The sequence below is a fragment of the Carnobacterium divergens genome (assembly GCF_900258435.1).
Taxonomy (GTDB): domain Bacteria; phylum Bacillota; class Bacilli; order Lactobacillales; family Carnobacteriaceae; genus Carnobacterium; species Carnobacterium divergens_A.
In genome coordinates this window covers 2,592,741-2,618,152 of sequence record NZ_LT992558.1, presented here as the reverse complement: position 1 = coordinate 2,618,152, position 25,412 = coordinate 2,592,741, and the positions used below count along the sequence as shown (strand labels likewise).

26 protein-coding genes are annotated in these 25,412 nt (G+C 35.4%); 21 read left to right on the top strand and 5 right to left on the bottom strand.

The window, feature by feature from the left end; all coding sequences use genetic code 11:
- Window positions 1–12: 12 nt before the first annotated feature.
- Window positions 13–540 (top strand): GNAT family N-acetyltransferase, encoded by a 528-nt coding sequence (locus tag CDIMF43_RS13145; protein WP_034568225.1) that lies wholly within the window; start codon window positions 13–15, stop codon window positions 538–540.
- Between the two features lie 36 nt (window positions 541–576).
- On the opposite strand, the gene CDIMF43_RS13140 is transcribed toward CDIMF43_RS13145, so the two are convergent.
- Both CDIMF43_RS13140 and CDIMF43_RS13135 read right to left on the bottom strand, forming a co-directional pair.
- Window positions 577–1,110 carry a 3'-5' exonuclease gene (locus CDIMF43_RS13140; RefSeq protein ID WP_082985697.1) on the bottom strand — a complete coding sequence of 178 codons (534 nt, stop codon included), beginning with the start codon at window positions 1,108–1,110 and terminating at the stop codon, window positions 577–579.
- Between the two features lie 91 nt (window positions 1,111–1,201).
- Window positions 1,202–1,504 (bottom strand): hypothetical protein, encoded by a 303-nt coding sequence (locus CDIMF43_RS13135; RefSeq protein ID WP_034568227.1) that lies wholly within the window; start codon window positions 1,502–1,504, stop codon window positions 1,202–1,204.
- Window positions 1,505–1,676: 172 nt separating this feature from the next.
- Between CDIMF43_RS13135 and CDIMF43_RS13130 the strand changes: the two genes are divergently transcribed.
- Window positions 1,677–3,071 (top strand): 6-phospho-beta-glucosidase, encoded by a 1,395-nt coding sequence (locus CDIMF43_RS13130; protein ID WP_074401532.1) that lies wholly within the window; start codon window positions 1,677–1,679, stop codon window positions 3,069–3,071.
- A 40-nt stretch (window positions 3,072–3,111) separates the two neighbouring features.
- Here CDIMF43_RS13130 and CDIMF43_RS13125 read toward each other — a convergent pair whose 3' ends face one another.
- Both CDIMF43_RS13125 and CDIMF43_RS13120 read right to left on the bottom strand, forming a co-directional pair.
- A complete protein-coding gene (locus CDIMF43_RS13125; protein ID WP_074401533.1) occupies window positions 3,112–5,745 on the bottom strand; it encodes a cation-translocating P-type ATPase in 2,634 nt (877 codons plus the stop codon).
- Between the two features lie 279 nt (window positions 5,746–6,024).
- Window positions 6,025–6,780: an exodeoxyribonuclease III gene (locus CDIMF43_RS13120; RefSeq protein ID WP_109842267.1), complete on the bottom strand. Its 756-nt coding sequence runs from the start codon at window positions 6,778–6,780 to the stop codon at window positions 6,025–6,027.
- A 189-nt stretch (window positions 6,781–6,969) separates the two neighbouring features.
- Between CDIMF43_RS13120 and CDIMF43_RS13115 the strand changes: the two genes are divergently transcribed.
- Window positions 6,970–7,887, top strand: a complete 918-nt coding sequence (locus CDIMF43_RS13115; protein ID WP_109842266.1) for a Gfo/Idh/MocA family protein — start codon at window positions 6,970–6,972, stop codon at window positions 7,885–7,887.
- Between the two features lie 50 nt (window positions 7,888–7,937).
- Here the strand turns inward: CDIMF43_RS13115 and CDIMF43_RS13110 are convergent, their stop codons facing one another.
- Window positions 7,938–8,507 carry a YdcF family protein gene (locus tag CDIMF43_RS13110; protein WP_109842265.1) on the bottom strand — a complete coding sequence of 190 codons (570 nt, stop codon included), beginning with the start codon at window positions 8,505–8,507 and terminating at the stop codon, window positions 7,938–7,940.
- Window positions 8,508–8,696: 189 nt separating this feature from the next.
- Between CDIMF43_RS13110 and murB the strand changes: the two genes are divergently transcribed.
- The 18 genes from murB (at window position 8,697) to CDIMF43_RS13020 (ending at window position 25,373) form a co-directional block, all read left to right on the top strand.
- Window positions 8,697–9,605, top strand: coding sequence for a UDP-N-acetylmuramate dehydrogenase (gene murB / locus CDIMF43_RS13105; RefSeq protein WP_074401538.1), 909 nt, complete (start codon window positions 8,697–8,699; stop codon window positions 9,603–9,605).
- Between the two features lie 197 nt (window positions 9,606–9,802).
- Window positions 9,803–10,660 carry an SAM hydrolase/SAM-dependent halogenase family protein gene (locus CDIMF43_RS13100; protein WP_034568234.1) on the top strand — a complete coding sequence of 286 codons (858 nt, stop codon included), beginning with the start codon at window positions 9,803–9,805 and terminating at the stop codon, window positions 10,658–10,660.
- Window positions 10,661–10,681: 21 nt separating this feature from the next.
- On the top strand, window positions 10,682–11,233 hold the full coding sequence (locus CDIMF43_RS13095) for an ECF-type riboflavin transporter substrate-binding protein (RefSeq protein WP_109842264.1): 552 nt from the start codon (window positions 10,682–10,684) through the stop codon (window positions 11,231–11,233).
- A 106-nt stretch (window positions 11,234–11,339) separates the two neighbouring features.
- Window positions 11,340–13,049, top strand: a complete 1,710-nt coding sequence (locus CDIMF43_RS13090; RefSeq protein ID WP_109842263.1) for an ABC transporter ATP-binding protein — start codon at window positions 11,340–11,342, stop codon at window positions 13,047–13,049.
- Complete coding sequence (locus CDIMF43_RS13085) at window positions 13,046–13,879, top strand: energy-coupling factor transporter transmembrane component T family protein (protein WP_074401542.1); 834 nt, start codon at window positions 13,046–13,048, stop codon at window positions 13,877–13,879. Before CDIMF43_RS13090 ends, CDIMF43_RS13085 begins: the two co-directional genes overlap by 4 nt.
- 258 nt (window positions 13,880–14,137) lie before the next feature.
- A complete protein-coding gene (locus tag CDIMF43_RS13080; RefSeq protein WP_074401543.1) occupies window positions 14,138–16,243 on the top strand; it encodes a cation:proton antiporter in 2,106 nt (701 codons plus the stop codon).
- A 230-nt stretch (window positions 16,244–16,473) separates the two neighbouring features.
- Window positions 16,474–17,016 (top strand): helix-turn-helix domain-containing protein, encoded by a 543-nt coding sequence (locus CDIMF43_RS13075; protein ID WP_074401546.1) that lies wholly within the window; start codon window positions 16,474–16,476, stop codon window positions 17,014–17,016.
- A 27-nt stretch (window positions 17,017–17,043) separates the two neighbouring features.
- A complete protein-coding gene (locus CDIMF43_RS13070) occupies window positions 17,044–18,138 on the top strand; it encodes an ABC transporter ATP-binding protein (RefSeq protein ID WP_074401548.1) in 1,095 nt (364 codons plus the stop codon).
- Between the two features lie 11 nt (window positions 18,139–18,149).
- Window positions 18,150–18,965: an ABC transporter permease gene (locus CDIMF43_RS13065; RefSeq protein WP_109842262.1), complete on the top strand. Its 816-nt coding sequence runs from the start codon at window positions 18,150–18,152 to the stop codon at window positions 18,963–18,965.
- On the top strand, window positions 18,962–19,795 hold the full coding sequence (locus CDIMF43_RS13060) for an ABC transporter permease (RefSeq protein ID WP_034568244.1): 834 nt from the start codon (window positions 18,962–18,964) through the stop codon (window positions 19,793–19,795). The genes CDIMF43_RS13065 and CDIMF43_RS13060 overlap by 4 nt, the downstream gene beginning before the upstream one ends.
- On the top strand, window positions 19,792–20,865 hold the full coding sequence (locus tag CDIMF43_RS13055; protein WP_109842261.1) for an ABC transporter substrate-binding protein: 1,074 nt from the start codon (window positions 19,792–19,794) through the stop codon (window positions 20,863–20,865). The genes CDIMF43_RS13060 and CDIMF43_RS13055 overlap by 4 nt, the downstream gene beginning before the upstream one ends.
- 247 nt (window positions 20,866–21,112) lie before the next feature.
- On the top strand, window positions 21,113–21,304 hold the full coding sequence (locus CDIMF43_RS13050) for a hypothetical protein (RefSeq protein ID WP_109842260.1): 192 nt from the start codon (window positions 21,113–21,115) through the stop codon (window positions 21,302–21,304).
- Between the two features lie 181 nt (window positions 21,305–21,485).
- A complete protein-coding gene (rpsN, locus tag CDIMF43_RS13045) occupies window positions 21,486–21,755 on the top strand; it encodes a 30S ribosomal protein S14 (protein ID WP_074401554.1) in 270 nt (89 codons plus the stop codon).
- Between the two features lie 49 nt (window positions 21,756–21,804).
- Window positions 21,805–21,942, top strand: a complete 138-nt coding sequence (locus CDIMF43_RS13040) for a putative metal homeostasis protein (RefSeq protein WP_109842259.1) — start codon at window positions 21,805–21,807, stop codon at window positions 21,940–21,942.
- 65 nt (window positions 21,943–22,007) lie between these two features.
- Complete coding sequence (locus tag CDIMF43_RS13035; protein ID WP_233218329.1) at window positions 22,008–22,691, top strand: ZinT/AdcA family metal-binding protein; 684 nt, start codon at window positions 22,008–22,010, stop codon at window positions 22,689–22,691.
- An 86-nt stretch (window positions 22,692–22,777) separates the two neighbouring features.
- Window positions 22,778–23,620, top strand: coding sequence for a Cof-type HAD-IIB family hydrolase (locus tag CDIMF43_RS13030; protein WP_109842258.1), 843 nt, complete (start codon window positions 22,778–22,780; stop codon window positions 23,618–23,620).
- Between the two features lie 212 nt (window positions 23,621–23,832).
- Window positions 23,833–24,420 (top strand): lytic polysaccharide monooxygenase, encoded by a 588-nt coding sequence (locus tag CDIMF43_RS13025; protein ID WP_074401558.1) that lies wholly within the window; start codon window positions 23,833–23,835, stop codon window positions 24,418–24,420.
- Window positions 24,421–24,785: 365 nt separating this feature from the next.
- Complete coding sequence (locus CDIMF43_RS13020; RefSeq protein ID WP_074401559.1) at window positions 24,786–25,373, top strand: lytic polysaccharide monooxygenase; 588 nt, start codon at window positions 24,786–24,788, stop codon at window positions 25,371–25,373.
- Window positions 25,374–25,412 lie beyond the last annotated feature (39 nt).

Below are 25,412 nucleotides of genomic sequence, written 5' to 3'. Positions count from 1 at the left end.
GAGCGACACACGATGAAAAAAGAAAAAATCGATATTGTAATCAGAGAAGCGATTCCAGATGATGCAAAAGAGGTGTTGCGCTTTTTAGAAGGTGTTGCGACAGAAACAGGCTTTCTTTCTTATGGTGCAGAGGGGTTAGCGATATCTGAAGAAGATGAAAAATATTTTATTGAAAACATTTTGAATTCTGAAAACAATTTATTGTTAGTAGCCATACTAGGTGAGCAAATAATCGGAACGGCAAGCGTTAAAGCGGAAGCAAAACCTAAAATGAAACATATAGGAGAAATTGGCATCTCAATTTCTAAGGATTTTTGGGGCTTTGGGCTAGGCACGATGCTGATGGAAGAACTCATTATTTGGGCGGAAGAATCAAAGGTCATCAGACGCTTAGAATTGACGGTACAAGACCGAAATCAACGAGCTATTCATCTCTATGAGAAAATGGGCTTTGAGCAAGAGGGGCTATTAAAACGTGGTGTCTATGATGATGGGGAATATTTAGATGTTCAACTAATGAGCAAAATGATTGATGCCTAAAAAAACGACCAAATCTTTGAGATTTGGTCGTTTTTTTTATACGTGTTTTACTAATTTTTTTAAAGGTTCTGTGCCAAAATTATTTTCTAAATGCAATAAAATAGTCGCACAAGCATTGCTGTCATCTAATGCATGGTGGTGATTTTCTAAGTTGATACCAAAATGATCACAGACAGTGTTTAGCTTATGATTAGGTAGTTCCGTTAAGAGTCTACGACTTGATTGAACGGTACATAGTGTTTGGAAATGCGGGCGTTCAATTTCGTAATAGTCGAGACAGCCATTCAAGACTCCTTGATCAAAAGGTAAATTATGAGCAACAATCAATTTGTTTTCTTTGAAACAGGGCTTCATATCGTCCCAAACTTTTGCAAAGTTTGGCGCATTTGCCACATCCCGTTCGTGGATGCCGTGAACTTGGACATTACGCCAGAAAAAAGGAGTCTCAGGTTTAATCAGTGTGTAATAGTTGTCAACGATTTGACTGTTACGAACCACTGTTAAAGCTACCGAACAAGCACTATGTCGTTCATGGTTAGCTGTTTCAAAATCCAGTGCAACAAAATTCATTTTTTTCACCTCAAAACAAGTTTCTTTCATACCTAATAGTATAAACTTTTTACTAAGAAAATACTAGTTATGAAAAAGAAAAGAACCACGTCTAGCGGTTAAATTTCTTATGAGGATAGTGTAAACCTTTATATTGAAATGAGGTAGTTAATTTTTGTTTAAGTTGATACTGCTTAACAACTAATTGTTTTCGTTCGTTAGGAAGAACTTCTAGTAGCAAAAAACTTCCATTTTTCACTTCATATAGAAAGTTAAAGGCTTTTTGTCCAGCAATCAAGCAATTATAAGGTTTATCTTTATGCTCCAAAGTAAAACGAGCAAAAGGCGTACCAGTTGAAGTACTGATAATTTTGATATCCGAAATAACTTTCCCGTGGATTTGATAGGTTTTCATATGAGTTCCTCCTAACGAGTTAAAATAGTTAAAACCATTATACGAACAAACGTTCCTTTTGTAAAGTGAAATCCTAAAAAAATTTTATTTGAAATGTTCCTTGACATGTAATGCATTACACAGATTATAGTAGAGACAGGAAAGAAAACGCTTTAATAATAGGAGGATTTTTATGACAAGAGATGCATTGAAGATTGTAACTATTGGTGGCGGTTCAAGTTATACACCAGAATTGATTGAAGGGTATATTAAACGTAAAGATGAATTACCCATTAAAGAAATTTGGCTTGTAGATATTGAAGAAGGCAAAGAAAAGCTTGCAATTGTTGGTGAGATGGCTAAACGGATGGTAAAAGCAGCGGGGCTTCCTTGGACCGTTCATTTAACATTAAACCGTCGTGAAGCTTTAAAAGATGCCGATTATGTTTCAACACAATTCCGTGTGGGGTTATTAAATGCTCGAATCAAAGATGAACGAATTCCTTTATCTCATGGTGTTTTAGGTCAAGAAACCAATGGCGCGGGTGGAATGTTCAAAGCCTTTAGAACGATTCCAGTGATTCTAGATATTATTAAAGATATGGAAGAATTATGTCCAGACGCATGGTTGGTAAACTTTACAAATCCAGCTGGAATGGTGACAGAAGCAGCAATTAAGCATGGTGGATGGAAAAAAACAGCTGGCTTATGTAATGTTCCGATTGGACATCGTAAACAAGCTGCTGAAAAATTAAATTTACCAGAAGATGAGTTGTTCTTTAAATTTGCAGGAATTAATCATTTCCATTGGCATCGTGTTTGGGATAAAACAGGAAAAGAACGGACAGCTGAATTGATTGATCTGATTTATGGACCGCAAAGTGAAACGGAAAGTCATTTAAAAAACATTCACAACGTGCCATTCCATTATGAACAAATTAAAGATTTAGGGATGTTGCCATGTGGCTATCATCGTTATTACTATATTGAAGACGAAATGTTAGCGCATTCAATTGAAGAATTTAAAAAGGGTGAGACAAGAGCACAAGTGGTCAAAGCAACAGAGGCTCGTTTATTTGAACTTTATAAAGATCCCAATTTAGATTATAAACCGAAAGAATTAGAAGAACGTGGGGGGACTCACTATAGTGATGCTGCTTGTGAACTGATTGCTTCGATTCAAAATGACAAACGTACAGATATGGTTGTTTCAACAGCTAATAATGGAACGATTACAGATTTACCATATGATTGTATTGTTGAAGTATCGGGACCCGTTACAAGTCACGGACCAGAGCCTTACAACTGGGGCGCGTTCCCACCAGCGGCAAGAGGCATTATTCAGATGATGAAAGGGATGGAAGAAACTGTTATTCGTGCCGCGATTGATGGCGATTATGGCGCAGCGTTACATGCCTTTACAGTGAATCCTTTAGTACCAGGTGGAGCGATGGCTAAAACATTATTGGATGAATTATTAGTTGCCCATAAGGAACATTTGCCACAATTTGCTGAAAAAATTAATGAAATTGAAGCAACACAACCTGAAACAGTAGCGTATGTTTCTCATCTAATGGAAAGTAATTAAAAAAAAATCCTGTTCGTGAAATTTCACGAACAGGATTTTTTTATTTAAGTTTATTTGTAATGATTTTTGTAATTTCCATTAAAATGACAGCTCCAAGTGCAAGACCAGCAGCAACAAGCCATTGATCCCAACCAAAGTTCGCTGGAATAGAGAAGATTTCACGAACACCTGGCAAGACAGTAAAGGCGTAAAGTACCGAACAAACACCAACTGCTAATAATACATATTTGTTACTGAAGAAACCAGCACCAAAAGCTGTTTGAGTATTTGAACGTGCTGCAAAAGTTTGTAACGTTCTTGCTAAAATCAAGGTTGTAAAGGCCATTGCGATACTCATTTCATTGGAATAACTTAGTCCAATGTATTGTGAAATAATTACGGCAATCCCAATCAAAATACCACGATAAAGGACAGATTTTAAGGTGTCCCCAGCAAAGATGCCTTCATTTACATCTCTTGGCTTACGGTCCATTACGTCAGGCTCAGCTTTTTCCATTCCTAGTGCAATTGCAGGTAAGGAATCATTTACTAAGTTAATAAATAGAAGTTGAAGAGCAGTAAACGGGTTCACCCAATCCATTACTAAAGCCGCAATGATTGCAATAATAGCCCCTAAGTTTCCTGCAAATAGATAGGCAATGGCTTTTTTGATGTTATCAAAGACATTACGTCCAACTTCAACAGCACTGATAATGGAAACAAAGTTATCATCTGTTAACACCATTGCTGCAGCGTCCTTAGCAACGTCTGTTCCACTACCCATTGCAATTCCGATGTCCGCTTGTTTTAAAGCAGGAGCGTCGTTCACGCCATCACCAGTCATTGCAGTGATATTGCCTTTTTTCTGCCAAGCACGAACAATTCTGATTTTGTTTTCAGGAGAAACACGGGCATAGACAGAAATTTTTTCTAATTTAGCATCCAATTCATCATCAGATAAAGCATCTAATTCTTGACCTGTTAAGGCGATATCATCCTCTGCCATTAAACCAATTTCACGTCCAATTGCTTTAGCAGTCGTTTTATGGTCACCTGTAATCATAACGGTGTGGATACCGGCTTTATTCGCTTCGTCAATCGCTGCATAAACGGCTTCACGAGGAGGATCAATCATTGCCGTAATCCCAACTAAGATTAAGTCGTGTTCGGCATCTGCATCTAAAGTATTGTCTTTGCTGAACGGTTTGTAAGCATAAGCTAAGACACGCAACGCACGATTTGAAAATTCTTCATTTTGTGTTGAAAAACGAGTTAATAATTCATCTGTCAAAGGCACTACTTCGCCGTCTAATAAGACACTAGTACAACGATTAAAGACCACGTCAGGTCCACCTTTAGTCAATAAAACGCGTTCGTTGTCAATCGTATGAATAGTGGACATCAATTTACGATCTGAATCAAAAGGCAATTCATCTTCACGAGGGAATTTTGAACGTAAGTTTTGGTAAGGTAAATTCAATTTATTGCTGTATGCAATTAAGGCTACCTCTGTGGGGTCTCCAATTTCTTGACCTTCTTCACTGATACCAGAGTCATTACATAAAACCGCAATTTCGATTAAACGATTTTCTGAAATAGACCACGAAGTAGGATCAGCGTTGAAATCACCTGTTTGACCATTTGGTAAATAATAATCTACGACAGTCATTTTATTTTGAGTTAGAGTTCCTGTTTTATCTGTACAAATGACACTAGTTGAGCCTAATGTTTCAACAGCAGGTAACTTACGAATAATCGCATGTTTTTTGGCCATTTTATTAGTACCGACTGAAAGAACAATCGTAACAATCGATTGCAATGCTTCAGGAATCGCTGCAACAGCTACGGCAACAGCAAACATAAAGGCATGGATGATTTCAGTTGTTAAATCTTTTGGCTCACCAAGATAAATACGAACAGCTTGGATGGCAAAAATCAAAACACATAAAACTAAAATGCCAACCCCTAATTTTTTACTAAAAGCATCTAATTTAACTTGTAGAGGAGTAGCTTTATTACTAGCGCTATCAAGCAGACTTGCAACTTTACCAATCTCGGTATTATTAGCAGTACCGGTTACAACGAAAAGTCCACGACCATAAACGACCATTGAACCACTATAAACCATATTAAAGCGGTCGCCTAATGGCACTTCACCTTCAATTGTTTTAGTGTCTTTTTCGACGGGAACAGATTCACCTGTCAGCATGCCTTCATCCACACGCAAAGAACCGGATTCTAACAAGCGACCGTCTGCAGGTACATAATCGCCAGCATCTAGAAGAACAATATCACCAACTACGATTTCTCTAGCAGGAATAACTTCTTTAACGCCATTACGTACGACTTTTGCAAGAGGAGCGGATAGTTGTTTTAAAGCATCTAGTGAACCTTCAGCTTTCTTTGTTTGAATCACACTTACAATTGAATTAACCATCAGTACTGCAAAAATAATCAAAGACTCCATTACATCTCCAAGTGCCATTTGAATGACCGCTACAATTAGTAAGACGATGACCATGGCATCCTTGAATGTACCTAGAAATAATTTTAAAGCAGAATCAGTTGTTTTAGTTTTTAGTTCATTGAAACCATCTTTTTCTTGACGTTTTTTAACCTCGCTATTTTGTAGTCCGTCAATAGAACTAGTTAGATCTTTTAATATTTTTTCCTCATCTTGTTGATAAAATGACAAATGGGACACCCTTTCAAAAATAATATTTTGGTTTGTACTGATAAATAAAAAGCTTACGTAAAATCATCGAGTTAATCGAAAAATAATCCAAACAATTAGTTTCTAATTATCAATCGTATTATTTTTACCGCATAAGAAATACTATCATATAAAAGCAGTAGAAACAAGCTATATTCCTTAGTTAGTAAGGAATAGTGTACAGATAAAAAATAGGTTAATGGATTAAAAGCAAACGATAGTTATAAAAATAAGATTCGAGAGATTTCTCAAATCTTATTTTTATAAGTCAATTTCCAATTCAACAGGACAATGGTCGCTACCCAGAATGTCATGGTGGATTTTTGCCGCAATTAATTGTGATTTTAGCTTTTCAGAGACACAGAAATAATCGATGCGCCATCCGGCGTTGTTTGCCCTTGCATTGAAGCGATAGCTCCACCAAGAATAAGCGCCCTCTAAATCTGGATAAAAATAACGGAATGTGTCAATAAATCCTTCGTTTAAAAAATCAGTGAATTTTTGACGTTCTTCATCAGAAAATCCAGCATTTTTTCGATTGGTTTTCCAATTTTTTAAATCAATGTTTTCGTGGGCTACATTTAAATCGCCACACATAATAACGGGTTTGTCTTGATCTAAGGTTAATAAGTATGCTAAAAAATCTTCTTCCCACGTCATGCGATAATCTAAGCGTTTGAGTTCGTTTTGTGAATTAGGCGTATAGACAGTTACCACATAATAGTCAGAATAACGCAGTGTGATAACGCGTCCCTCTTGATCATGTTCTTCTTTTCCTAAGCCGTAAAAAACTTCTAAAGGTTCACGTTTGGTGAAAATGGCAGTTCCTGAATAGCCTTTTTTAACCGCATAGTTCCAATATTGGAAATAGCCTGGTAAGTCCAAATCAATTTGTCCTTCTTGAAGTTTTGTTTCTTGTAAGCAGAAAAAATCAGCATCAAGTGTATTAAAAATATCAACAAAGCCTTTTTTGACGACAGCACGTAACCCGTTGACGTTCCATGAAATCAATTTCATTTTGGCACCTCTTTTATTCTTTTATATAGTAATAAGTTTATTGTACTTAAAGAAACAATAGAATGCAAAATAATAGTTGAACCTCACTAAATAAAAATTAAGATCAAATGGATCAATTCTATTATTGTTTCATTAAATAATTTGGTAGAATAAAGAGAACGGTAGTAAAGTTAGAAATGAGGATGAAAAATGAAAAAAATAGGTGTAATCGGATTAGGCGGAATTGCTCAGAAGGCTTATTTACCAGTAATGATGACGATGAGTGACGAAGTCGATTGGCATTTTTATACACGAAATCAAGAAAAATTAGCACAAATTGGCAAACAGTACCGTGTGGAGAAGCTTTATTCAACCATTGAACAGCTGATTGAAAGTGGTATTACAATGGCATTTGTTCATACGGCGACCGAAACCCACGGTCAAATAATCAAACAATTACTAGAAAATAAGATTCATGTGTATGTGGATAAACCGATTAGTGAGAACCTTGAAGAAGTAAAAGAATTAATGGAATTAGCTTCTGAAAAAAAAGTGCAATTAGTAACAGGTTTTAATCGTCGCTTTGCGCCAATGATTCAAAAACTAAAAGCCGTACCAGATAAGAATATGCTCTTTATTCAAAAGAACAAAACGAACAGTCAAACAAAAGTACAACGAGGAATTTATGATATGTTTATCCATGTGTTAGATACAGCTGTTTATTTATTAGATGAACCGATTTTAAAAACATCGTATTATTTGAAAACAGAAGGAGAGTATCTAAAAAATTGTGTAATGGAAATCATTACTGAAAATTCAATTTGCATCGCCTCTATGAACTACATGTCGGGAGCGAATACAGAAACAGCTGAAGTGATGTCAACTGTTGGTGGAACCCATCGAGTGGTTAATTTAACGGAATATGAAGGCAATCAGAATGGTGAAAAAACGATAATTGAATTTGGCGATTGGGAAACAACTTTGGAAAAAAGAGGATTTGCTCCAATTATTCGTAAATTTATTGAAGGAGTTGAAACGGGTGAAGCAGCTGTGTCAATGGATTCAGCGTTAACTAGTCATCAACTGTGTCAAAAAATTGTGACTGGAGAAATTAGACATACGTTATAAACCTGTAAAAGCCTTTATGATTTCGCTCTAAAAAGAAATCATAGAGGTTTTTACCAATCCTTCAAAATCCCATAAGGCAATGCTAAAAATTCACGACAATAGCTTTTAAAGGTAGCAGAGCTCGTTGATTTTGCAGGAAGCCCACTGGCTTGGATATCTGCACGCTTAGCCAACATCAACGCGCGGTACATGTGGAAATCGCTTGTTACGATTACAACATGATTTGAATGGAGCCATTTTTTTGAATTAGCGATATTTTCTTCTGTGCGTGTTGAGCGGTCTTCTTTTTGAATCCGTTTTTCGTCAATGCCATGAGCAATTAAATACTGCTTCATCACGTTTGCTTCGGTATCTGATTCATCAGGTCCTTGTCCACCACTGACAATAACTTTAGTAGTGGGGTTTTCTTTTAAATAGGGAAGACTAGCATCTAATCTTTCTTGTAACACTTTACTTGGTACTGCTGGATTTTTTCGAACTTGTGCACCTAAAATAAGCATAGTATCTGCATTTTTCTCGGGTGTTTCTCTTGTTCCTAAAAAAATTAAACTTCCGATTATTATTAAACCTACTAATAATAGAGAGATTCCAAAAAGAAAGATTTTTTTTATCCATTTCATTCTCTTCACCTTCTTATCTATTTTGCTCTATAGTGTAACAAATAAATTTAAAGAAAAACATAAGATATTTTAATTTAGACTAAAAGGTTCCTTTTTTAAAGAATTACAAAGAAATGGGAGAGATTCTTTTCAAATTAGAAGCAAAATGGTACTATTATATAGATGAAACTAAGAGTGGAGAGGTAAATCATGTCTATTAAACAATTAAAAAAACAATTTCCCAATGTGACGATGAAAGAAAATGAACCTTTAGCCAACTACACGTATACTGAAACCGGCGGACCAGCTGATTTACTTATTTTCCCAAAGACTGAAAAAGAAGTCGTAGAGCTTGTGACGTGGATCAAGGAATTTGATTTGCCTTTAACCGTACTTGGCAATGCTAGCAATTTGATTGTAAAAGACGGTGGGATTCGTGGAGTCGTGATGATTTTGACGGATATGAAAGCTATTGTTGTGGAGGGCAATCGAGTCATTGCTCAAAGTGGTGCGAAGTTAATCGATACCTCCTATGCTGGTTTAAAAGCAAGTTTAACGGGTTTGGAATTTGCATGTGGCATTCCAGGTAGTATTGGTGGAGCGGTATTTATGAATGCAGGAGCTTATGAAGGTGAAGTGAGTGAAGTGCTAGAAAGCACGCTTGTTTTAACCTCTGAAGGTGAAGTAAAGCGATTATCGAATCAAGAATTAGAGTTTAGCTATCGCCACAGCGTGCTACAAACAAATGGCAGTATTATTTTAGAAGCCGTTTTTGATTTGAAAAAAGGCGATCATGAAATGATTCAAAAACGAATGGAAGAATTGACGTTTTTACGTGAATCGAAACAACCGTTAGAATACCCATCTTGCGGGAGTGTTTTTAAACGACCAACAGGCTATTTTACTGGAAAATTGATTCAAGAAGCAGGGTTACAAGGGAAGATTTGGGGGGGCGCTCAAATTTCTGAAAAACATGCAGGCTTTATTGTGAATATTAATCAAGCAACGGCTACGGATTATATTGAATTGATTGCTCATATCCAAGAAGTTATTTTAAAAAATACTGGTGTTGTATTGGAAACCGAAGTTCGAATTATCGGGGAAGATCCAATTGTATAATGTCCGAATTAGAAGTGCTACTATTGGATGATGGGGCCTTCTTTTTTTTGAGTCCATTAAAATGAAGAGTTGAATGACTATTAGTTGACTATTTAAAGCGACAACTTTAAAATGAAATAGATTAGAAAGAAATGAAAATAATCTAATAATCATAAACACTTAAACGAGTTATTAAGTATAAATGGGGGACGACAACAGTGGGGAAATATTTAGTATTGCAAACAGATTTTGGTTTAGGCGATGGAGCCGTTAGTGCGATGTATGGCGTAGCGCATATGGTAAGTGATGAAGTGGTTGTGGAGAATTTAACCCATGATATTCCACCTTATGATATTTGGGTGGCTTCTTATCGATTGTATCAAACCGTACAATATTGGCCAAAGGGAACCGTTTTTGTTTCAGTTGTAGATCCTGGAGTTGGCAGTGATCGTAGAAGTATTGTGTGTAAAACGGAATCAGGTCACTATATCATCACGCCAGATAATGGTTCATTAACACATATTAAGCACTATCAAGGGTTAGCAGAAGTACGTCGAATTGATGAATTAACCAGCCGTTTGCCTCATTCTGAGGAAAGTCATACGTTCCACGGTCGGGATATTTATGCCTATAACGGTGCGCGATTGGCGAGTGGTGAAATCAATTTTGAAGATTTAGGCGAAGTAGTGGAGCCAGAAACGTTGCAACAGTTAGAATTAGTAGATGCAAATGAAGCAAAAGGGATTTTAACAGGGAGCATCGATGTATTGGATATCCGATTTGGTTCTTTATGGACGAATATTCCATTAGCGTTATTTAAAGAAGCTGGAATTGTCCATGGCGATTCAATTCAAGTGTCTATTTTTCATGAAGGCAATCAAGTGTATCAAAATATTATGATGTTTGCTAAATCATTTGCAGATGTTCATATTGGGGAACCGCTTGTTTATGTTAATTCATTAGTCAATATGGGTGTAGCGGTTAATCAAGATTCATTTTCACGTTTGTATCACATTGGAACCGGGTCTTCTTGGACGATTCAATTGCGTAAGGCACCAAAAGTAATTTTTGACTAAAAGGAAATTGGAGGAAAAGAAATGAAAAAAGAATTATCAGTAAAAACCATTGTAGCAATTGGAATCGGTTCGGCATTATTTGTTATTTTAGGTCGTTTTGCAGTGATTCCAACAGGTATTCCAAATACAAACTTAGAAACAGCCTATCCGTTTTTAGCGTTGATGGCAGTTTTATTTGGTCCGATTGCAGGTGGTTTGATTGGTTTGATTGGTCATACACTTAAGGATTTCACAACGTATGGTGGAGCTTGGTGGAGTTGGATTGTGTGTTCAGGAATTATTGGCGTGATTTATGGTCTTGCAGGCAGTAAAATTAAACTGGCAGCAGGTGAATTTGGAAAGAAAGAAATTTTCCGCTTTAATGTGTATCAAGTAATTGGAAATATTGTTGTTTGGGCAGGAATTGCACCTGTTTTAGATATTTTAATATACAGTGAACCGGCGAATAAAGTCTTTGCACAAGGCGTTTTAGCGAGTATTTTGAATATTATTTCAGTAGGAATCTTAGGCACGCTAATGATGGTTGTGTATGCTGCTACTCGTACGAAAAAAGGGAGTTTGAAAAAAGACTAGTATTAGTGGTAAAATCTAATTGTGAAGCTGAGTGGAAAACAAGCCCTCAGCTTTTTTAACATTAATAGGTACTTAAATTTATCAATAATGGAAGTGGAGAATTAAAATGAAGAAACCAATAATTACATTTGAAAACTTTACGTTCCAATACCATAGTCAATCAGAGCCCACTTTATATGATCTTGATTTAACCATCTACGAAGGGGAAAAAGTCTTAATTGTTGGGCCAAGTGGGTCTGGGAAATCAACTTTTGCTCAATGTATGAATGGTCTGATTCCAAATATATATGAAGGAACGATAACCGGTTCCGTAATGGTAAATGGAAAGAAGTTAAAAGAAAGCAGCGTTGTAGATTTGTCATTTGATGTAGGAACGGTTTTGCAAGATCCAGATGGTCAATTTATTGGGCTGACGGTGGCTGAAGATATTGCCTTTTCTTTGGAAAATGATGCAGTCTCACAACGTTCAATGAAGCAAGCTGTTCAAAAATGGTCAAAAGTAGTGGATATTTCATCCCATTTAGACAACCGACCACAAGCTTTATCAGGAGGTCAAAAACAGCGAGTGTCGATGGCAGGAGTATTAGTAGACGAAGTGCCAATTTTATTATTTGATGAGCCACTAGCTAATTTAGATCCAGCTGCGGGAAAGCAAGCAATTGAATTAATCGATCAAATTCACCAAGAATCGAAGACAACTGTTTTAATTATCGAGCATCGTTTAGAAGATGTGTTGTATTGTGATGTTGACCGTATTTTGGTTTTTTCAGAAGGACGAATTATTTCAGATTGTGGGCCGGATGAATTGTTGCGCACAGATATTTTAGCGGAAACGGGAATTCGTGAACCTTTATACATTACCGCTATGAAATATGCGGGAGTCGATTTAGAAGCATTGCCAGATTTAGCGAATTTAAAAAAATTACACAGTCCGTATTTGAAAGAGGAAATGGAACAGTGGTTGAACGCAATCCCTGAAATTCGTATTCCAAAGCATGAAACGCCGTTATTGACGTTAGAAGACCTTTCGTATCGTTATCGTAAAGACAAACCCTTTGTGTTAGATGACGTTTCAGTGACGTTTAATAAGGGAGAGATGTTAAGTATTGTTGGGAAAAATGGTGCGGGTAAATCAACGCTATCAAAGGCTATTTGTGGTTTTATTAAACCAAGCTTTACGGATATGCGTTGGGAAGGAACTGATTTTTCAACATTGTCTATTAAGGAGCGGGCAGATCATATTGGGTACGTGATGCAGAATCCAAATCAAATGATTTCTAAGACGATGATTTTTGACGAAGTAGCGTTAGGTTTAGTATTGCGAGGCGTTTCAGAAGAAGAAATTAAGGAACGCGTTGAAAAAGTCTTAAAAGTTTGTGGCTTATATTCTTATCGGAATTGGCCTATTTCAGCATTGAGTTTTGGCCAGAAAAAACGTGTGACGATTGCAGCGATTTTAGTGCTAAATCCAGAAATGATTATTTTAGATGAACCAACGGCTGGGCAAGACTTTAAACATTACACAGAGATGATGACATTTTTGGAAAAACTTAATCAGCTAGGTGTGAGTGTTGTGATGATTACTCATGATATGCATTTAATGTTAGAGTATACCAATCGTGCGCTGGTTGTAGCAGATGGAGAAATTTTAGCCGATACGGAGTCCGTCAATGTTTTGACAAATCAAGAACTAATTGAAAAAGCATCGTTAAAAGAAACCACCTTATTTACTTTTGCTAAAGTGCTTGGAATGGCGGATCCCTTTAGTTTTACGAAGAAATTTATAGCATATGATCGTGAGGTGCGTCTAAAATGAGCGACCAACAAATTTTAGGGTATATTCCAGACAATACGCCTATTCATCGTTTAAATGGTGCGTCTAAATTAATTTGTTTAATTTTATTTTCAGTTGCCTGTATGACGACCTTTGATACGCGTTTTTTGATTTTTATGAGTTTGTTTTCGTTGGCTTTATTTAAGGTATCTCATATTAAATGGCGTCAAATTTCGTTTGTTTTAAAGTTTATTTTCTTTTTTTCACTGTTGAATATCGTGGCAGTCTACCTATTTTCACCGGAATATGGAGTCGATTTATACGGATCTAGAACAGTTCTGATTGAAGGTATTGGGCGATATACGATTACGAGTGAGCAATTATTTTACGAATTTAACTTGATTTTGAAATATTTCTGTACGATTCCGTTAGCGTTGATTTTTTTATTAACTACAAATCCAAGTGAATTTGCTTCAAGCTTGAATCGAATTGGAATTAGTTATAAAATCAGCTATGCTGTGGCGTTAGCGATGCGTTATATTCCAGATATCCAAGAAGATTTTTATAGTATTTCTCAAGCGCAACAAGCAAGAGGGTTTGAAATGTCTAAAAAAGGGCGTTTGCTCTCTCGAATCAAAGGCATTGCACGGATTATTTTGCCATTGATTTTTTCAAGTCTTGATCGGATTGAGGTTATTAGTACAGCGATGGAATTAAGGCGTTTTGGTAAAAATAAAAAACGAACCTGGTATGCGGAAAGACCTTATCAAAAGATGGATTATGTTGCAGTAATTGTTGCAATTGCGATTTTAATGATAAGTTTTAGCCTGTTTTATATAAATGGCAGTCGATTTTATAATCCGTTTCAATAAAAAAATTGTGAAGCTTGTCTTCACGATTTTTTTCTTTTTAATGGGTGCTGATCAAAAGAATTTTCATAAAGATACTATTAAAAAATGAAGTTCCATTTATAACGAAAAAAAAAGAAAGAATAAAATAGCTTGGTGTGAAGGGAAAGTAGTAGTTAAAATTCAATTTTTTTCGAACTTTATAAAAACAATCCTGTATTTTTATGCTATAATTTACACTAGTGATTAAAATAAAAAACTTATAAGGAAGTGAATAGACCTTTGCCAATTTTAGAAGGAGCCATTATTTTATTTGTCCTAGTTGTGGTGTCTAATATCATCAGCCACTACATTGTTTCAATTCCAACAGCCCTAATTCAAGTTGCATTAGGCTTGATGGCCGCATTATTTTTTGGAATTCAAATAGAACTGGAGACAAGTTGGTTTATGCTCTTGTTTGTTGCCCCACTTCTATATAATGACGGAAGGCACTATCCTAAACGGGATTTATGGAAATTAAGAATCCCAATTTTCGGGAATTCAATTCTTTTAGTTTTTCTAACGACAATTGTTGGTGGGTATATTATTACTGCCATGACTGATAATAAAATTCCGTTGGCAGCAGCGTTTGCCTTAGCTGCTATTTTATCGCCAACTGATCCAGTAGCGGTAAACGGGATTGCAGAACAAGTAAAACTTCCAACTGGAATTTTACGACTTGTTCGTGGAGAGAGTTTAGTTAATGATGCCAGTGGCTTGATTGCCTTTAAATATGCAATTGCAGCAACTGTGACAGGTGCGTTTTCTTTAAAAGCAGCTACGCTTGATTTTTTCTATATGGCAATTGTGGGAATGATTCTTGGGATTGTTCTAGAGCTTTTGCTGTATGCATTGAAAAATTGGTTAAGCAGCCAAGGAATTAAGGACGTTGTCTTGCATACCTTGATTCAAATTTTAACCCCCTTTATGATTTACTTAATTGTTGAAGATTTATTCCACGCATCAGGCGTTATTGCAGTAGTAGCTGCAGGTGTTGTGGCAAATAACAAGCAAGTGTTAGTAGAAAATCGAATGGCTGAAGTTCGAATTGTAACGGAGCGGACATGGGACGTGATTATCTACTTGTTAAATGGATTGGTGTTCTTAATCCTTGGAATCGAGTTGCCATTTGCGATGCGTTCAGCTTTGAAAAATCCATTGATGGGGAACTTTTTATTAGTAGAGTACGTGATTGTTCTCTGGTTAGTGATTTTGATTTTAAGAATTCTATGGACCTACAGTTACATGTGGTTTGATTTTTCATTTGGAAAACACAAAAAAGAAGTGAAACCAAGTTTTAAAATCGCGTTGATGTCAGGATTGACAGGAGTTCGTGGTGCTGTGACAATGGCCGGTATTTTATCTGTCCCGTACGTATTAAACTCTGGTGAGGCTTTCCCTGGCAGAGCAATTATGCTATTTTTAGCATCTGGCGTAATTGTAGCAACCTTGATTGCCGCAACAGTTGCATTGCCTTTCTTAACCAAATCGAAACGCCGTTTAGTGACTTCAGGAGATGAACTAGCGGACTATCCTGAAGAAGAATCTGACAATTCCGCAGACGATGACTTGAAGGAAGCACAAGCTAGAATTCATATTATGCAAGTGGCGATTCGTACAATTGAACAAGAAAGTCGGCCAGAAAATCGAATGGCATCCTATGATTTAATTCATGAGTACAACCATATGATCCGTCGCTTACAAATGGAGTACAACAGCCAAGAAACGATTACCCGCTTTTTAAAAGACGAGGTAAGTATCCGGTTAATTGCAATTGCAGCAGAAGTTGAAAAAGTGAAAGAACTAAAAGAGAATGGGTCAGTGGATAAAGAAACTGCTGAACAATATTTACAAGTTCTTGCTAGACGTCAAAATGGGTTAAACAGTGATATTGGTTCACGTTTAAATCACGGTTGGATTTTATTGAAACGAACCTATCGTAAAAGTTTACGTGGTCTTTTAAGACTAAAAAAAGGCGCGTCGTATCAAGAGCAGTATCGTAAACGTCTTGCTTTAGAAAAAGAAGCAGCTAAAAGTGCGATACGTAAACTATCCGAGTACATGAAAAAAGAATTGAAAAAAGATGGGAAGGTGGATAAAACCATCGCGTACCATTTGATTGTTGAATACCGTAATAAAATTGAACGGATCAAACGCTTTGGTGAAGATTATTCAGAAGAATATGAAAAACAATTGCAAGAGTTGCGTTTAAAAGCTTTAAATTCGGAAAGAACCGACATCCAAAAAATGTTTGAAAATGGTGAAATTAGCCGTGAATTAGCGAATTTATTGCGTCGTTTTGTAAACTATACAGAAAGCTCAGTCATGGATATTGGAAATGAAGAGTAACGGTTATTTTATTAAATGAAACGATTCAGAAAAGAACCCAAAAATAATTGATTTTTTCAATTATTTTTGGGTTCTTTTCTTGTTTTTTTGAAAAAAAACGTTATAATAAATAAGGTTTAAGTAAACTTAATACTTAGTAAAAGTAAACAATTGTCGTTTGAAGTTTAGTAAAAGTAAACTTTCAATCAAAATAGATTCAAGAAACCCAATGAAACTAAAGGAGAATTTTAATGGAAATTGGCAAGCGAATCAAAAATTTACGAATTCAAAAAAATTTAACGCAAGAAGAACTGGGAGAACGAACGGATTTAAGTAAAGGATATATTTCTCAATTAGAGCGGGATTTAAGCTCACCCTCAATGGAGACTTTTTTTGATATTTTAGAAGTGTTAGGGTGCAGCCCTAAAGACTTTTTTGAAGAAGGGCAAAAAGAGCAACGTGTGGTTTATTCAGCAGAGGAAATGACGGATTTTGAGGACGAAGAAAAAGGCTATCAAATGAAATGGCTCGTTCCTGAATCAAATGAAAATGAAATGGAACCTGTGTTGCTTACGTTTAAAGAATCAGGAGAGTTTAAAGAATTTGCGCCCTCTCTTTCAGAAACATTTGGTTATGTAACGAAAGGCGCGATTTGTATTGAAATAGGCTTGAAACGTTATTATGCGAAAAAAGGCGAATCCATTTATTTTCATGGTACGAAAGAACATCAGATAAAAAATGATTTTAATGGCGAAAGCCAGCTGTTACTTGTGGTAACGAACTCTTATTTATAAAGAAATTACTTAAAGGAGTTATTTAAAATGACAAAAAATTCAATTATCGCATTTGAACATGTGGTGAAACAATACGACGAGGATGAGCCGGTTTTAAAGCAAATTGATTTTGAAATTGAACGTGGCAAATTTTATACCTTATTAGGACCATCTGGTTGTGGAAAAACAACGATTTTAAAATTGATTGCAGGGTTTATTGAAGCCTCAGAAGGAACGATTTTGTTAGATGGAAAAAAGGTTAACGATGTTCCAGCAAACAAGCGAAAAGTAAATACGGTTTTCCAAGACTACGCGTTATTTCCTCATATGAATGTCTTTGAAAATATCGCTTTTGGGCTAACGATTAAAAAAATGGATAAGACTTTGATTAAAGAGAAAGTAAAAGATGTACTAAAAATGGTTCAATTATCTGGTTATGAAAATCGTGGGATTAGTGAAATGTCAGGTGGTCAACGTCAGCGAGTAGCCATTGCGAGGGCGTTAGTAAACGAACCAGAAGTGCTTTTATTAGATGAACCTTTATCCGCGTTAGATTTAAAGTTGAGAACAGAAATGCAATATGAATTAAGAGCACTGCAACGTCGTTTAGGAATTACATTTGTATTTGTGACCCATGATCAAGAAGAAGCCTTGGCGATGAGTGATGAGATTTTTGTGATGAACAAAGGGGAAATTATTCAAAGTGGAACGCCAGTGGATATTTATGACGAACCGATTAACCGCTTTGTTGCGAATTTTATTGGCGAAAGCAATATTGTAAAAGGTCATATGGTGGCTGATTATGAAGTGAAATTTGTCGGGCATACCTTTGAATGTGTGGATGCAGGGATGAGAGATAATGAAGCCGTTGAGATCGTGATTCGTCCAGAAGATTTAGCCATTACATCGGTTGAAAAAGGCAAACTAGTTGCAACCGTTGATACACAATTGTTCCGCGGTGTTCACTATGAAATTATTTGTCACGATAGCGAAGCCAATGAATGGGTGGTTCATTCGACTAAAAAAGCAACAATTGGAGCAAAAGTAGGCTTGTTTTTTGAAGCAGAGGATATTCATGTTATGCGATTTAATGAGACAGAAGAAGAATTTGATGCACGTTTAGAAAGTTACGAGGAAGATTAAGGAGGGGTGTTATGACAAAGCAAACAAAAACGTTTTATTTTATTCCCTATGTTTTTTGGCTAGTGCTATTTGTAATTGCCCCGCTATTATTGATTTTATATCAATCTTTTTTCAATGTAGAGGGTCAGTTTACGCTGGAAAATTATCAAACGTATTTTACTTCAGGTACGTATTTAAAAATGACCTTTAATTCCGTTTGGTATGCCTTTTTAATTACCTTATTTACGTTATTAATTAGCTATCCTACGGCGTATTTTTTAAATAAAACGAAGCACAAGCAATTGTGGCTAATGTTGATTATTTTGCCGACTTGGATTAATTTGCTTTTGAAGGCTTATGCTTTTATTGGAATATTTAGCATGAATGGGAGCGTCAATCACTTTTTAGAATTTATTGGCATTGGCAGACATCAAATTTTATTTACAGACGTGAGCTTTATGTTTGTTGCAGCCTATATTGAACTGCCTTTTATGATTTTGCCAATTTTTAATGCAATTGAAGAATTGAACCCTTCTTATATTAGCGCTAGCCGTGATCTAGGGGCGAATAATTTTGAAACCTTTAGACGAGTTATTTTTCCTTTAACACTAAACGGTGTGAAAAGTGGTGTTCAAGCAGTCTTTATTCCTTCACTATCCTTATTTATGCTAACGCGTTTAATTGGGGGGAATCGAGTGATTACCCTTGGAACGGCAATTGAGCAACATTTCTTAGTAACACAAAACTGGGGGATGGGTTCAACGATTGGCGTGGTTTTAATTGTTGCCATGGTCTTCATTATGCTCTTAACAGGGGAGAAGAAAAAAAAAGGGGGCAAACTTAAATGAAAAAAGGCTTGTTAAAAGGTTCAAATTTGTATTTAATCGCTGTTTTTAGTTTATTGTATGCGCCCATCTTTTATTTGATTTTTTATTCCTTTAACGCAGGCGGTGATATGAATGGCTTCTCAGGCTTTACTTGGGAACATTATTTAGCGGTTTTTGAAGACAAACGGTTGATTACCATTGTCTTGAATACCTTATTGGTAGCCTTTCTGTCAGCATTGATTGCAACGATGATTGGAACGTTTGGGGCAATGGGCATTTATTATACAAAAAACAGAAAAACAAGAAATACGTTGCTTAGCTTCAATAATATTTTGATGGTTTCTCCTGACGTTATCATTGGGGCAAGCTTTTTGATTTTCTTTACCTTTTTAGGTTTAGGACTAGGGTTTGGTTCAGTTTTGCTTTCTCACATTGCCTTTAGCATTCCAATTGTTGTGCTAATGGTCTTGCCAAAAATGCAAGAAATGAATGACTCGATGATTATGGCTGCGCGAGATTTAGGAGCAAATAGCCTTCAAGTGCTAAGTCGTATTGTTTTGCCAAGTATCACGCCAGGTATTTTAGCAGGCTTTTTTATGGCTTTTACCTATTCGCTTGATGACTTTGCAGTGACTTTTTTCGTAACAGGAAATGGATTTAGTACGTTGTCTGTAGAAATTTATTCACGGGCCAGACAAGGGGTTAGTTTAGAAATCAACGCATTAAGTGCCTTGATGTTTGTTTTCTCACTAGCATTAGTTTCAGGTTATTATTTTATTCAACAACACAACTACAGCAAAAAACAAAAGCTAAGACATAAGCAGCATGCTGAGGCGGTGGATATGATATGAAAAAATTAGGAACCTTAATCGCAGCCATTTTAATTCTATGTGGTGGACTTTACGCCTATGCAAAGCATTTAGAAAAAGCACAAGGATTTTCAGGGAACAATACGATTACCCTCTATAACTGGGGAGATTACATTGACCCCTCTTTAATAAAGAAATTTGAAAAAGAAACAAACTATAAAATTTCCTATGAAACATTTGATTCAAATGAAGCGATGTTTACAAAAATCAAACAAGGTGGAACCGCCTATGATTTAACAATTCCTAGCGAATATATGATTCAAAAAATGATCAAAGAAAAGATGTTAGTTCCGCTAGACAAATCAAAGATCAAAGGTCTAAACCATATCGACCCGCGTTTTATGGATTTAGCTTTCGATCAAAAAAATACCTATTCGATTCCTTATTTTTGGGGAACGTTAGGAATTATTTACAATGATAAATATATAAAAGCGAGTGATATGCAACATTGGAATGATTTATGGCGACCAGAACTAAAAAATAATTTAATGTTGATTGATGGTGCTAGAGAAGTAATGGGGCTGTCGTTAAATAGTTTAGGCTATTCTCTAAATAGTAAAAACCAAACGGAGCTAGACGAGGCTGCAGCAAAATTAAGTACCTTAACCCCAAATGTCAAAGCCATCGTAGCCGACGAAATTAAAATGTATATGATTCAAGAAGAAAGTGCTGCTGCAGTGACTTTTTCTGGAGAAGCCAGTGAAATGTTAGACAACAATGAACATCTGCATTACGTGATTCCAAGTGAAGGCTCTAATCTTTGGTTTGATAATTTTGTTATTCCTAAAACCGCTAAAAATAAAGAAGGAGCCTACGCCTTCATTAATTTTATGCTAGAGCCTAAAAATGCAGCACAAAATGCAGAATATATTGGCTATTCTACGCCGAATAAGGATGCCATGAAGTATCTACCAAAAGAAATCGCAAATGATAAACAGTTTTATCCAAGTGATGAAACGATGTCCCATCTAGAAGTGTATCAAGATTTAGGTGCGGACTATTTAGCGATTTACAATGATTTGTTTTTAGAGTTTAAGATGTACCGAAAATAAAAAAATAGGCAATTGCGGTCTAAGTAGACTGCAATTGCCTGTTTTTTGAATTAAAATACACCTCAAAAAGACTTTTGAAAGAAAAGTGACGATATCTTGAAAGAGAATAACAAGAATTTAGAGAGGTGTGACTGAAGAAAGGAAGATAGAATAGGTATTAAGATAATAACTGATCACTATTATGGATAAAAGATAGTTAAAGAGAATATTCCCTGAAAAAAATGTTATTGAAAGGAATTGGAATAAAATGAATTTTTCAATTGAAAATCCACTTCCACTATATGATGATCCATCGAATCCAAACGCTATCGTAATTGGAAAAATCAATAATCAAGATAAGTATAAAGTTGTAGGAGAAAAATATGTAGGCGATCGTTTGTATCTAAACATTGGCGGTTGGAATGCAGCAGACTTTTTCAATATTTATTCAGCAAATTAATTTAATTAAGAAGCACAGTTTGTTTAAAAACTGTGCTTTTTTAGGTTTTATTTCTAAGCAATAAGAGAAAGGTAGTAGTTGACAATTAAAAATCAACATGATAGTATGATAAAAACATAAAGCGTAACGATTACGATTTAAATCTAATAAAGGAAATTTAATTATTAAAGGAGAGAAGACAATGGCAAAAAAATCAAAAATAGTAAAAGCAGAAAAACAACGTCAACTGGTTCGTGACTATGCCTTAATTCGTAAAGAATTAAAAAAACAAAAAAATTATCAAGCCTTAGCAAAATTACCAAAAGATTCAAATCCGAATCGCTTAAGAAATCGAGATCAACTAGATGGCCGTCCCAGAGGATATTTACGCAAATTTGGCTTATCGAGAATTAACTTTCGAGAATTGGCATTGAAGGGTCAAATTCCAGGTGTGAAAAAAGCAAGCTGGTAGACTATTTTTAGGTAGTCACAATATAATAAAATGACAGGAGAGACTCTATATGGAAAAACAAGATTTATCAAGCGCCTATCGTCGTTTAGTTAAAAGTACAAATAGAAAAACACGAAAAAGAGCATTAAAACTTATCCATGAACATAAAAGAAAGAGAACTAAACAAGGGATACAGCTGACAAAATAATTTTAGTTGCATTAATTGAACGAACAAAGACACTAAAACAAGCAAGAGTTAAAAAGGGGAGCATTATGAAAAAAAAGATGGCATTGGTTTTAGTAATGATAGTTGCAATTGTAAGTGCGGGATGTATGAAAAATGAAAAAACAAACAAAACTGAGACGTCTTCTAGTCAATTAGAAAAAAAAGAAACCGAAACACACACTCATCATCACGCCACAAAAGCAAGCGAGGGAATTTTTGAAGATAATGAAGTCAAAGAACGTTCCATTTCAGATTGGCAAGGCTCTTGGAAATCGATTTATCCCTATTTAGTGGATGGTTCACTAGAGGAAGTATTTAAAGAAAAAGCTAAGACGGGGGATAAAACTGTCGATGAATACAAAAAATATTATGAAGCAGGATACAAATCAAATGTAGATTCCATTGACATTTACGCTAATAAAATTGCTTATTTTATTGATGGTGAGTGGCAAGAGGCAGAGTATGAATCTGCAGGCTATCAAATTTTAACCTATGAATCGGGAAAAAAAGGAGTTCGTTATCTTTTTACTTCTAAGACAGAAGAAACACAGGCTCCAAAGTATGTTCAATTTAGCGATCACCTTATAGAACCTCATAAGAGTGGTCATTTTCATATCTACATGGGAAATGAGAGTCACGAAGCGTTGTTGACGGAAATGACTAATTGGCCGACGTTCTTCCCAAGTAAAATGAGTAAAAAAGAGATTATTCATGACCTGCTGTATCATTGATACCAAATGAATGCTTGACATGAAATGCATCCCATACTTTATAGTAGAAACAAAGAGACGATTAACTTTAGAGATGGGGAGACAAAATGAGTCATAAGATTATTTTTATAGATGTAGATGGGACGCTTTGTGACGATACTGGACGTGTACCAGAGTCAGCTACAACGGCGATTAAAGCAGCAAGAAAGAAAGGGCATTTGGTCTATTTATGTACAGGACGTTCAAAATCAGAGCTTAATGAAGAAATCATGTCGATTGGCTTTGATGGCTTAATAGGAGCTGGCGGAGGATATGTTGAAAGCAATGGTGAAGTTCTAAGTCATTTGAAATTTAAAGAAGAGACAATGTTAGATTTAATTGATTTTTTAGATGAAAATGGTGTGGCTTATTATTTAGAGTCAAATGATGGGTTATTTTCTAGCTTAAACTGTGTAACAACAATGAATGAAATTGTCTTTTCGGACATAAATCAAGCAAGTGAGGATTATCAAAGTTTAAGATCAACCTTAGATGTCTTTTGTAGTTATTTGACTGAAAAAAATGATTCTATCGATTATTCTACTATTAATAAAGTTTCCTTTATCAACAATCAAGTTCCTTTTGAAGTGGTTCAAGAAAAATTTGGGACTGAATTTAATGTGATGCGAAGTACGGTTCCTGTTTTTGGAAAAGACAGTGGCGAAATCGTCTTGAAAGGAATTCACAAAGGAGTTGCGATTACTCAATTGCTTGAACACCTTAAGGAAGAGGTTTCAAGAACCATGGCCTATGGCGATGCTCATAATGATATTGAAATGTTTGAGTTGGTAAATGTTGGAGTAGCAATGGGAAATGCAAGTGAGGAGTTAAAAAGAATTGCAGATGATGTGACTGCAACACACAATCGAGATGGTATCTATCAAAGTTTTAAAAAATACCAATTAATCTAACAGTGAAAGATATTCCCTATCAGGTTTAGAGGGATATCTTTTTTTATACCTGTCTAATTAATCATAATTGGTATAATTGTGATTACATAAATATACTTTTAACTACTTAAAAAGAATGAATAAATCAAAGGGTATCTTTAGACAACATTATAACATTATGTTAATATTCAATTTGTAAGCGGAAACAAAAAATAGGAAGAGGAGATGTTTTAATGAAGAATCGGTTGATAAAATTTATTTTGGTGGCAGCATTAGTTGTTGGGGGATTAGGTATTTTCACAGCTTCAGCATCGGCACATGGATATGTATCATCACCAGGCAGTCGTGCCTATAAAGGCAGTAACTTAGGTGGTAATTTAAACGCAAATGTTGGACAAGCTCAATGGGAACCACAAAGTATTGAAACATTAAAAAACACTTTTATTTCTGGTAAATTAGCAAGTGCTGGTTTAACACAATTTGCACCGCTAGATGAACAAACCGCAACAAGATGGCATAAAACAGACATTAAAACAGGCGTTCAACCTATTACGTGGACATTAACAGCAAAACACAGCACAACTAATTGGAAATACTTTATGACAAAAGAAGGCTGGAACCCAAATCAACCATTAGACATTAAAAACTTTGATTTAATTGGTCAAGTGAATGATAATGGTGCGATTCCGACTTCACCAACTACCCACAATGTAACCATTCCAGCAAATCGCACAGGCTATCATGTAATCTATGCAGTATGGACAATCAATGACACGGTAAATGCATTCTACCAAGCGATTGATGTAAATGTTGTAAAATAAACTACGATAATGCCATTTCTTAAGTAGAGATGGCATTTTTTTACATAAAAATAATAAACTAAAGTTGCTGTTTTTAATCATAATTTAATTTATATGTCGATGTTATATAAAAATTGGTATTTTCATTTCGAAATAAAAAAGAATGAAGTGGCATAAAAAGAGTTAGATAAATGATAAAATCCGTTAAAAAAAATGATGTACAATCCTTAAAAAATAAAGAACGAGACTATAGTGTTAAATTGGTCTAATGACAATAAAAATTAAGTGTTAAATAAAAAATAAAAATAATTTAATTTTTATAATTATAAAAATATAGGTGTGCTATTCTTAAAAAGTAACAAAATAGAATAAGAGGAGAAGTGATTATGAAAAAGAATCTATTGAAATTTGTTTTAACGGTTACATTGGTATTAGGAGGAGTTGCAGCATACACATCAACAGCTTCAGCACATGGTTATGTTTCTTCACCTGCAAGTCGCATTTTTAAAGGAACTGAATTAGGTGGAACATTAAATAAAGATATTGGGGATGCCGCGTATGAACCACAAAGTGTCGAAAACTACAAAAATACTTTTATGACTGGTAAATTAGCAAGTGCAGGAATTTCTCGTTTTTCATTATTAGATGAACAAACAGCTGAAAGATGGCATAAAACAGATATTAAAACAGGTGTACAACCATTTACTTGGCATTTAACGGCAGTTCATTCAACTAAATCTTGGGACTACTACATGACTAAACAAGGTTGGGACCCAAATCAACCATTAGATATCAAAAATTTTGAATTGGTAACTGAACAAAATGACAATGGAGCATTGCCAGTTGTAGACCCTACACAAATGGTAACAATCCCATCAGACCGTACGGGATATCATGTTATTTTAGCAGTATGGAATATCGGAGATACTGACAAAGCTTTCTATCAAGCAATTGATGTGAATGTAGTAAAATAAAACAAAAAGAGTGCCTAATATTTTAGGTACTCTTTTTGT

Excerpts from the sequence above, each read along its gene's own strand:
- CDIMF43_RS13145 (WP_034568225.1), top strand. The coding sequence starts at position 13 with ATGAAAAAAGAAAAAATCGATATTGTAATCAGAGAAGCGATTCCAGAT.
- CDIMF43_RS13140 (WP_082985697.1), bottom strand. The coding sequence starts at position 1,110 with ATGAATTTTGTTGCACTGGATTTTGAAACAGCTAACCATGAACGACAT.
- CDIMF43_RS13135 (WP_034568227.1), bottom strand. The coding sequence starts at position 1,504 with ATGAAAACCTATCAAATCCACGGGAAAGTTATTTCGGATATCAAAATT.
- CDIMF43_RS13130 (WP_074401532.1), top strand. The coding sequence starts at position 1,677 with ATGACAAGAGATGCATTGAAGATTGTAACTATTGGTGGCGGTTCAAGT.
- CDIMF43_RS13120 (WP_109842267.1), bottom strand. The coding sequence starts at position 6,780 with ATGAAATTGATTTCATGGAACGTCAACGGGTTACGTGCTGTCGTCAAA.
- CDIMF43_RS13115 (WP_109842266.1), top strand. The coding sequence starts at position 6,970 with ATGAAAAAAATAGGTGTAATCGGATTAGGCGGAATTGCTCAGAAGGCT.
- CDIMF43_RS13110 (WP_109842265.1), bottom strand. The coding sequence starts at position 8,507 with ATGAAATGGATAAAAAAAATCTTTCTTTTTGGAATCTCTCTATTATTA.
- murB (WP_074401538.1), top strand. The coding sequence starts at position 8,697 with ATGTCTATTAAACAATTAAAAAAACAATTTCCCAATGTGACGATGAAA.
- CDIMF43_RS13095 (WP_109842264.1), top strand. The coding sequence starts at position 10,682 with ATGAAAAAAGAATTATCAGTAAAAACCATTGTAGCAATTGGAATCGGT.
- CDIMF43_RS13090 (WP_109842263.1), top strand. The coding sequence starts at position 11,340 with ATGAAGAAACCAATAATTACATTTGAAAACTTTACGTTCCAATACCAT.
- CDIMF43_RS13085 (WP_074401542.1), top strand. The coding sequence starts at position 13,046 with ATGAGCGACCAACAAATTTTAGGGTATATTCCAGACAATACGCCTATT.
- CDIMF43_RS13075 (WP_074401546.1), top strand. The coding sequence starts at position 16,474 with ATGGAAATTGGCAAGCGAATCAAAAATTTACGAATTCAAAAAAATTTA.
- CDIMF43_RS13070 (WP_074401548.1), top strand. The coding sequence starts at position 17,044 with ATGACAAAAAATTCAATTATCGCATTTGAACATGTGGTGAAACAATAC.
- CDIMF43_RS13065 (WP_109842262.1), top strand. The coding sequence starts at position 18,150 with ATGACAAAGCAAACAAAAACGTTTTATTTTATTCCCTATGTTTTTTGG.
- CDIMF43_RS13060 (WP_034568244.1), top strand. The coding sequence starts at position 18,962 with ATGAAAAAAGGCTTGTTAAAAGGTTCAAATTTGTATTTAATCGCTGTT.
- CDIMF43_RS13055 (WP_109842261.1), top strand. The coding sequence starts at position 19,792 with ATGAAAAAATTAGGAACCTTAATCGCAGCCATTTTAATTCTATGTGGT.
- CDIMF43_RS13050 (WP_109842260.1), top strand. The coding sequence starts at position 21,113 with ATGAATTTTTCAATTGAAAATCCACTTCCACTATATGATGATCCATCG.
- rpsN (WP_074401554.1), top strand. The coding sequence starts at position 21,486 with ATGGCAAAAAAATCAAAAATAGTAAAAGCAGAAAAACAACGTCAACTG.
- CDIMF43_RS13040 (WP_109842259.1), top strand. The coding sequence starts at position 21,805 with ATGGAAAAACAAGATTTATCAAGCGCCTATCGTCGTTTAGTTAAAAGT.
- CDIMF43_RS13035 (WP_233218329.1), top strand. The coding sequence starts at position 22,008 with ATGAAAAAAAAGATGGCATTGGTTTTAGTAATGATAGTTGCAATTGTA.
- CDIMF43_RS13030 (WP_109842258.1), top strand. The coding sequence starts at position 22,778 with ATGAGTCATAAGATTATTTTTATAGATGTAGATGGGACGCTTTGTGAC.
- CDIMF43_RS13025 (WP_074401558.1), top strand. The coding sequence starts at position 23,833 with ATGAAGAATCGGTTGATAAAATTTATTTTGGTGGCAGCATTAGTTGTT.
- CDIMF43_RS13020 (WP_074401559.1), top strand. The coding sequence starts at position 24,786 with ATGAAAAAGAATCTATTGAAATTTGTTTTAACGGTTACATTGGTATTA.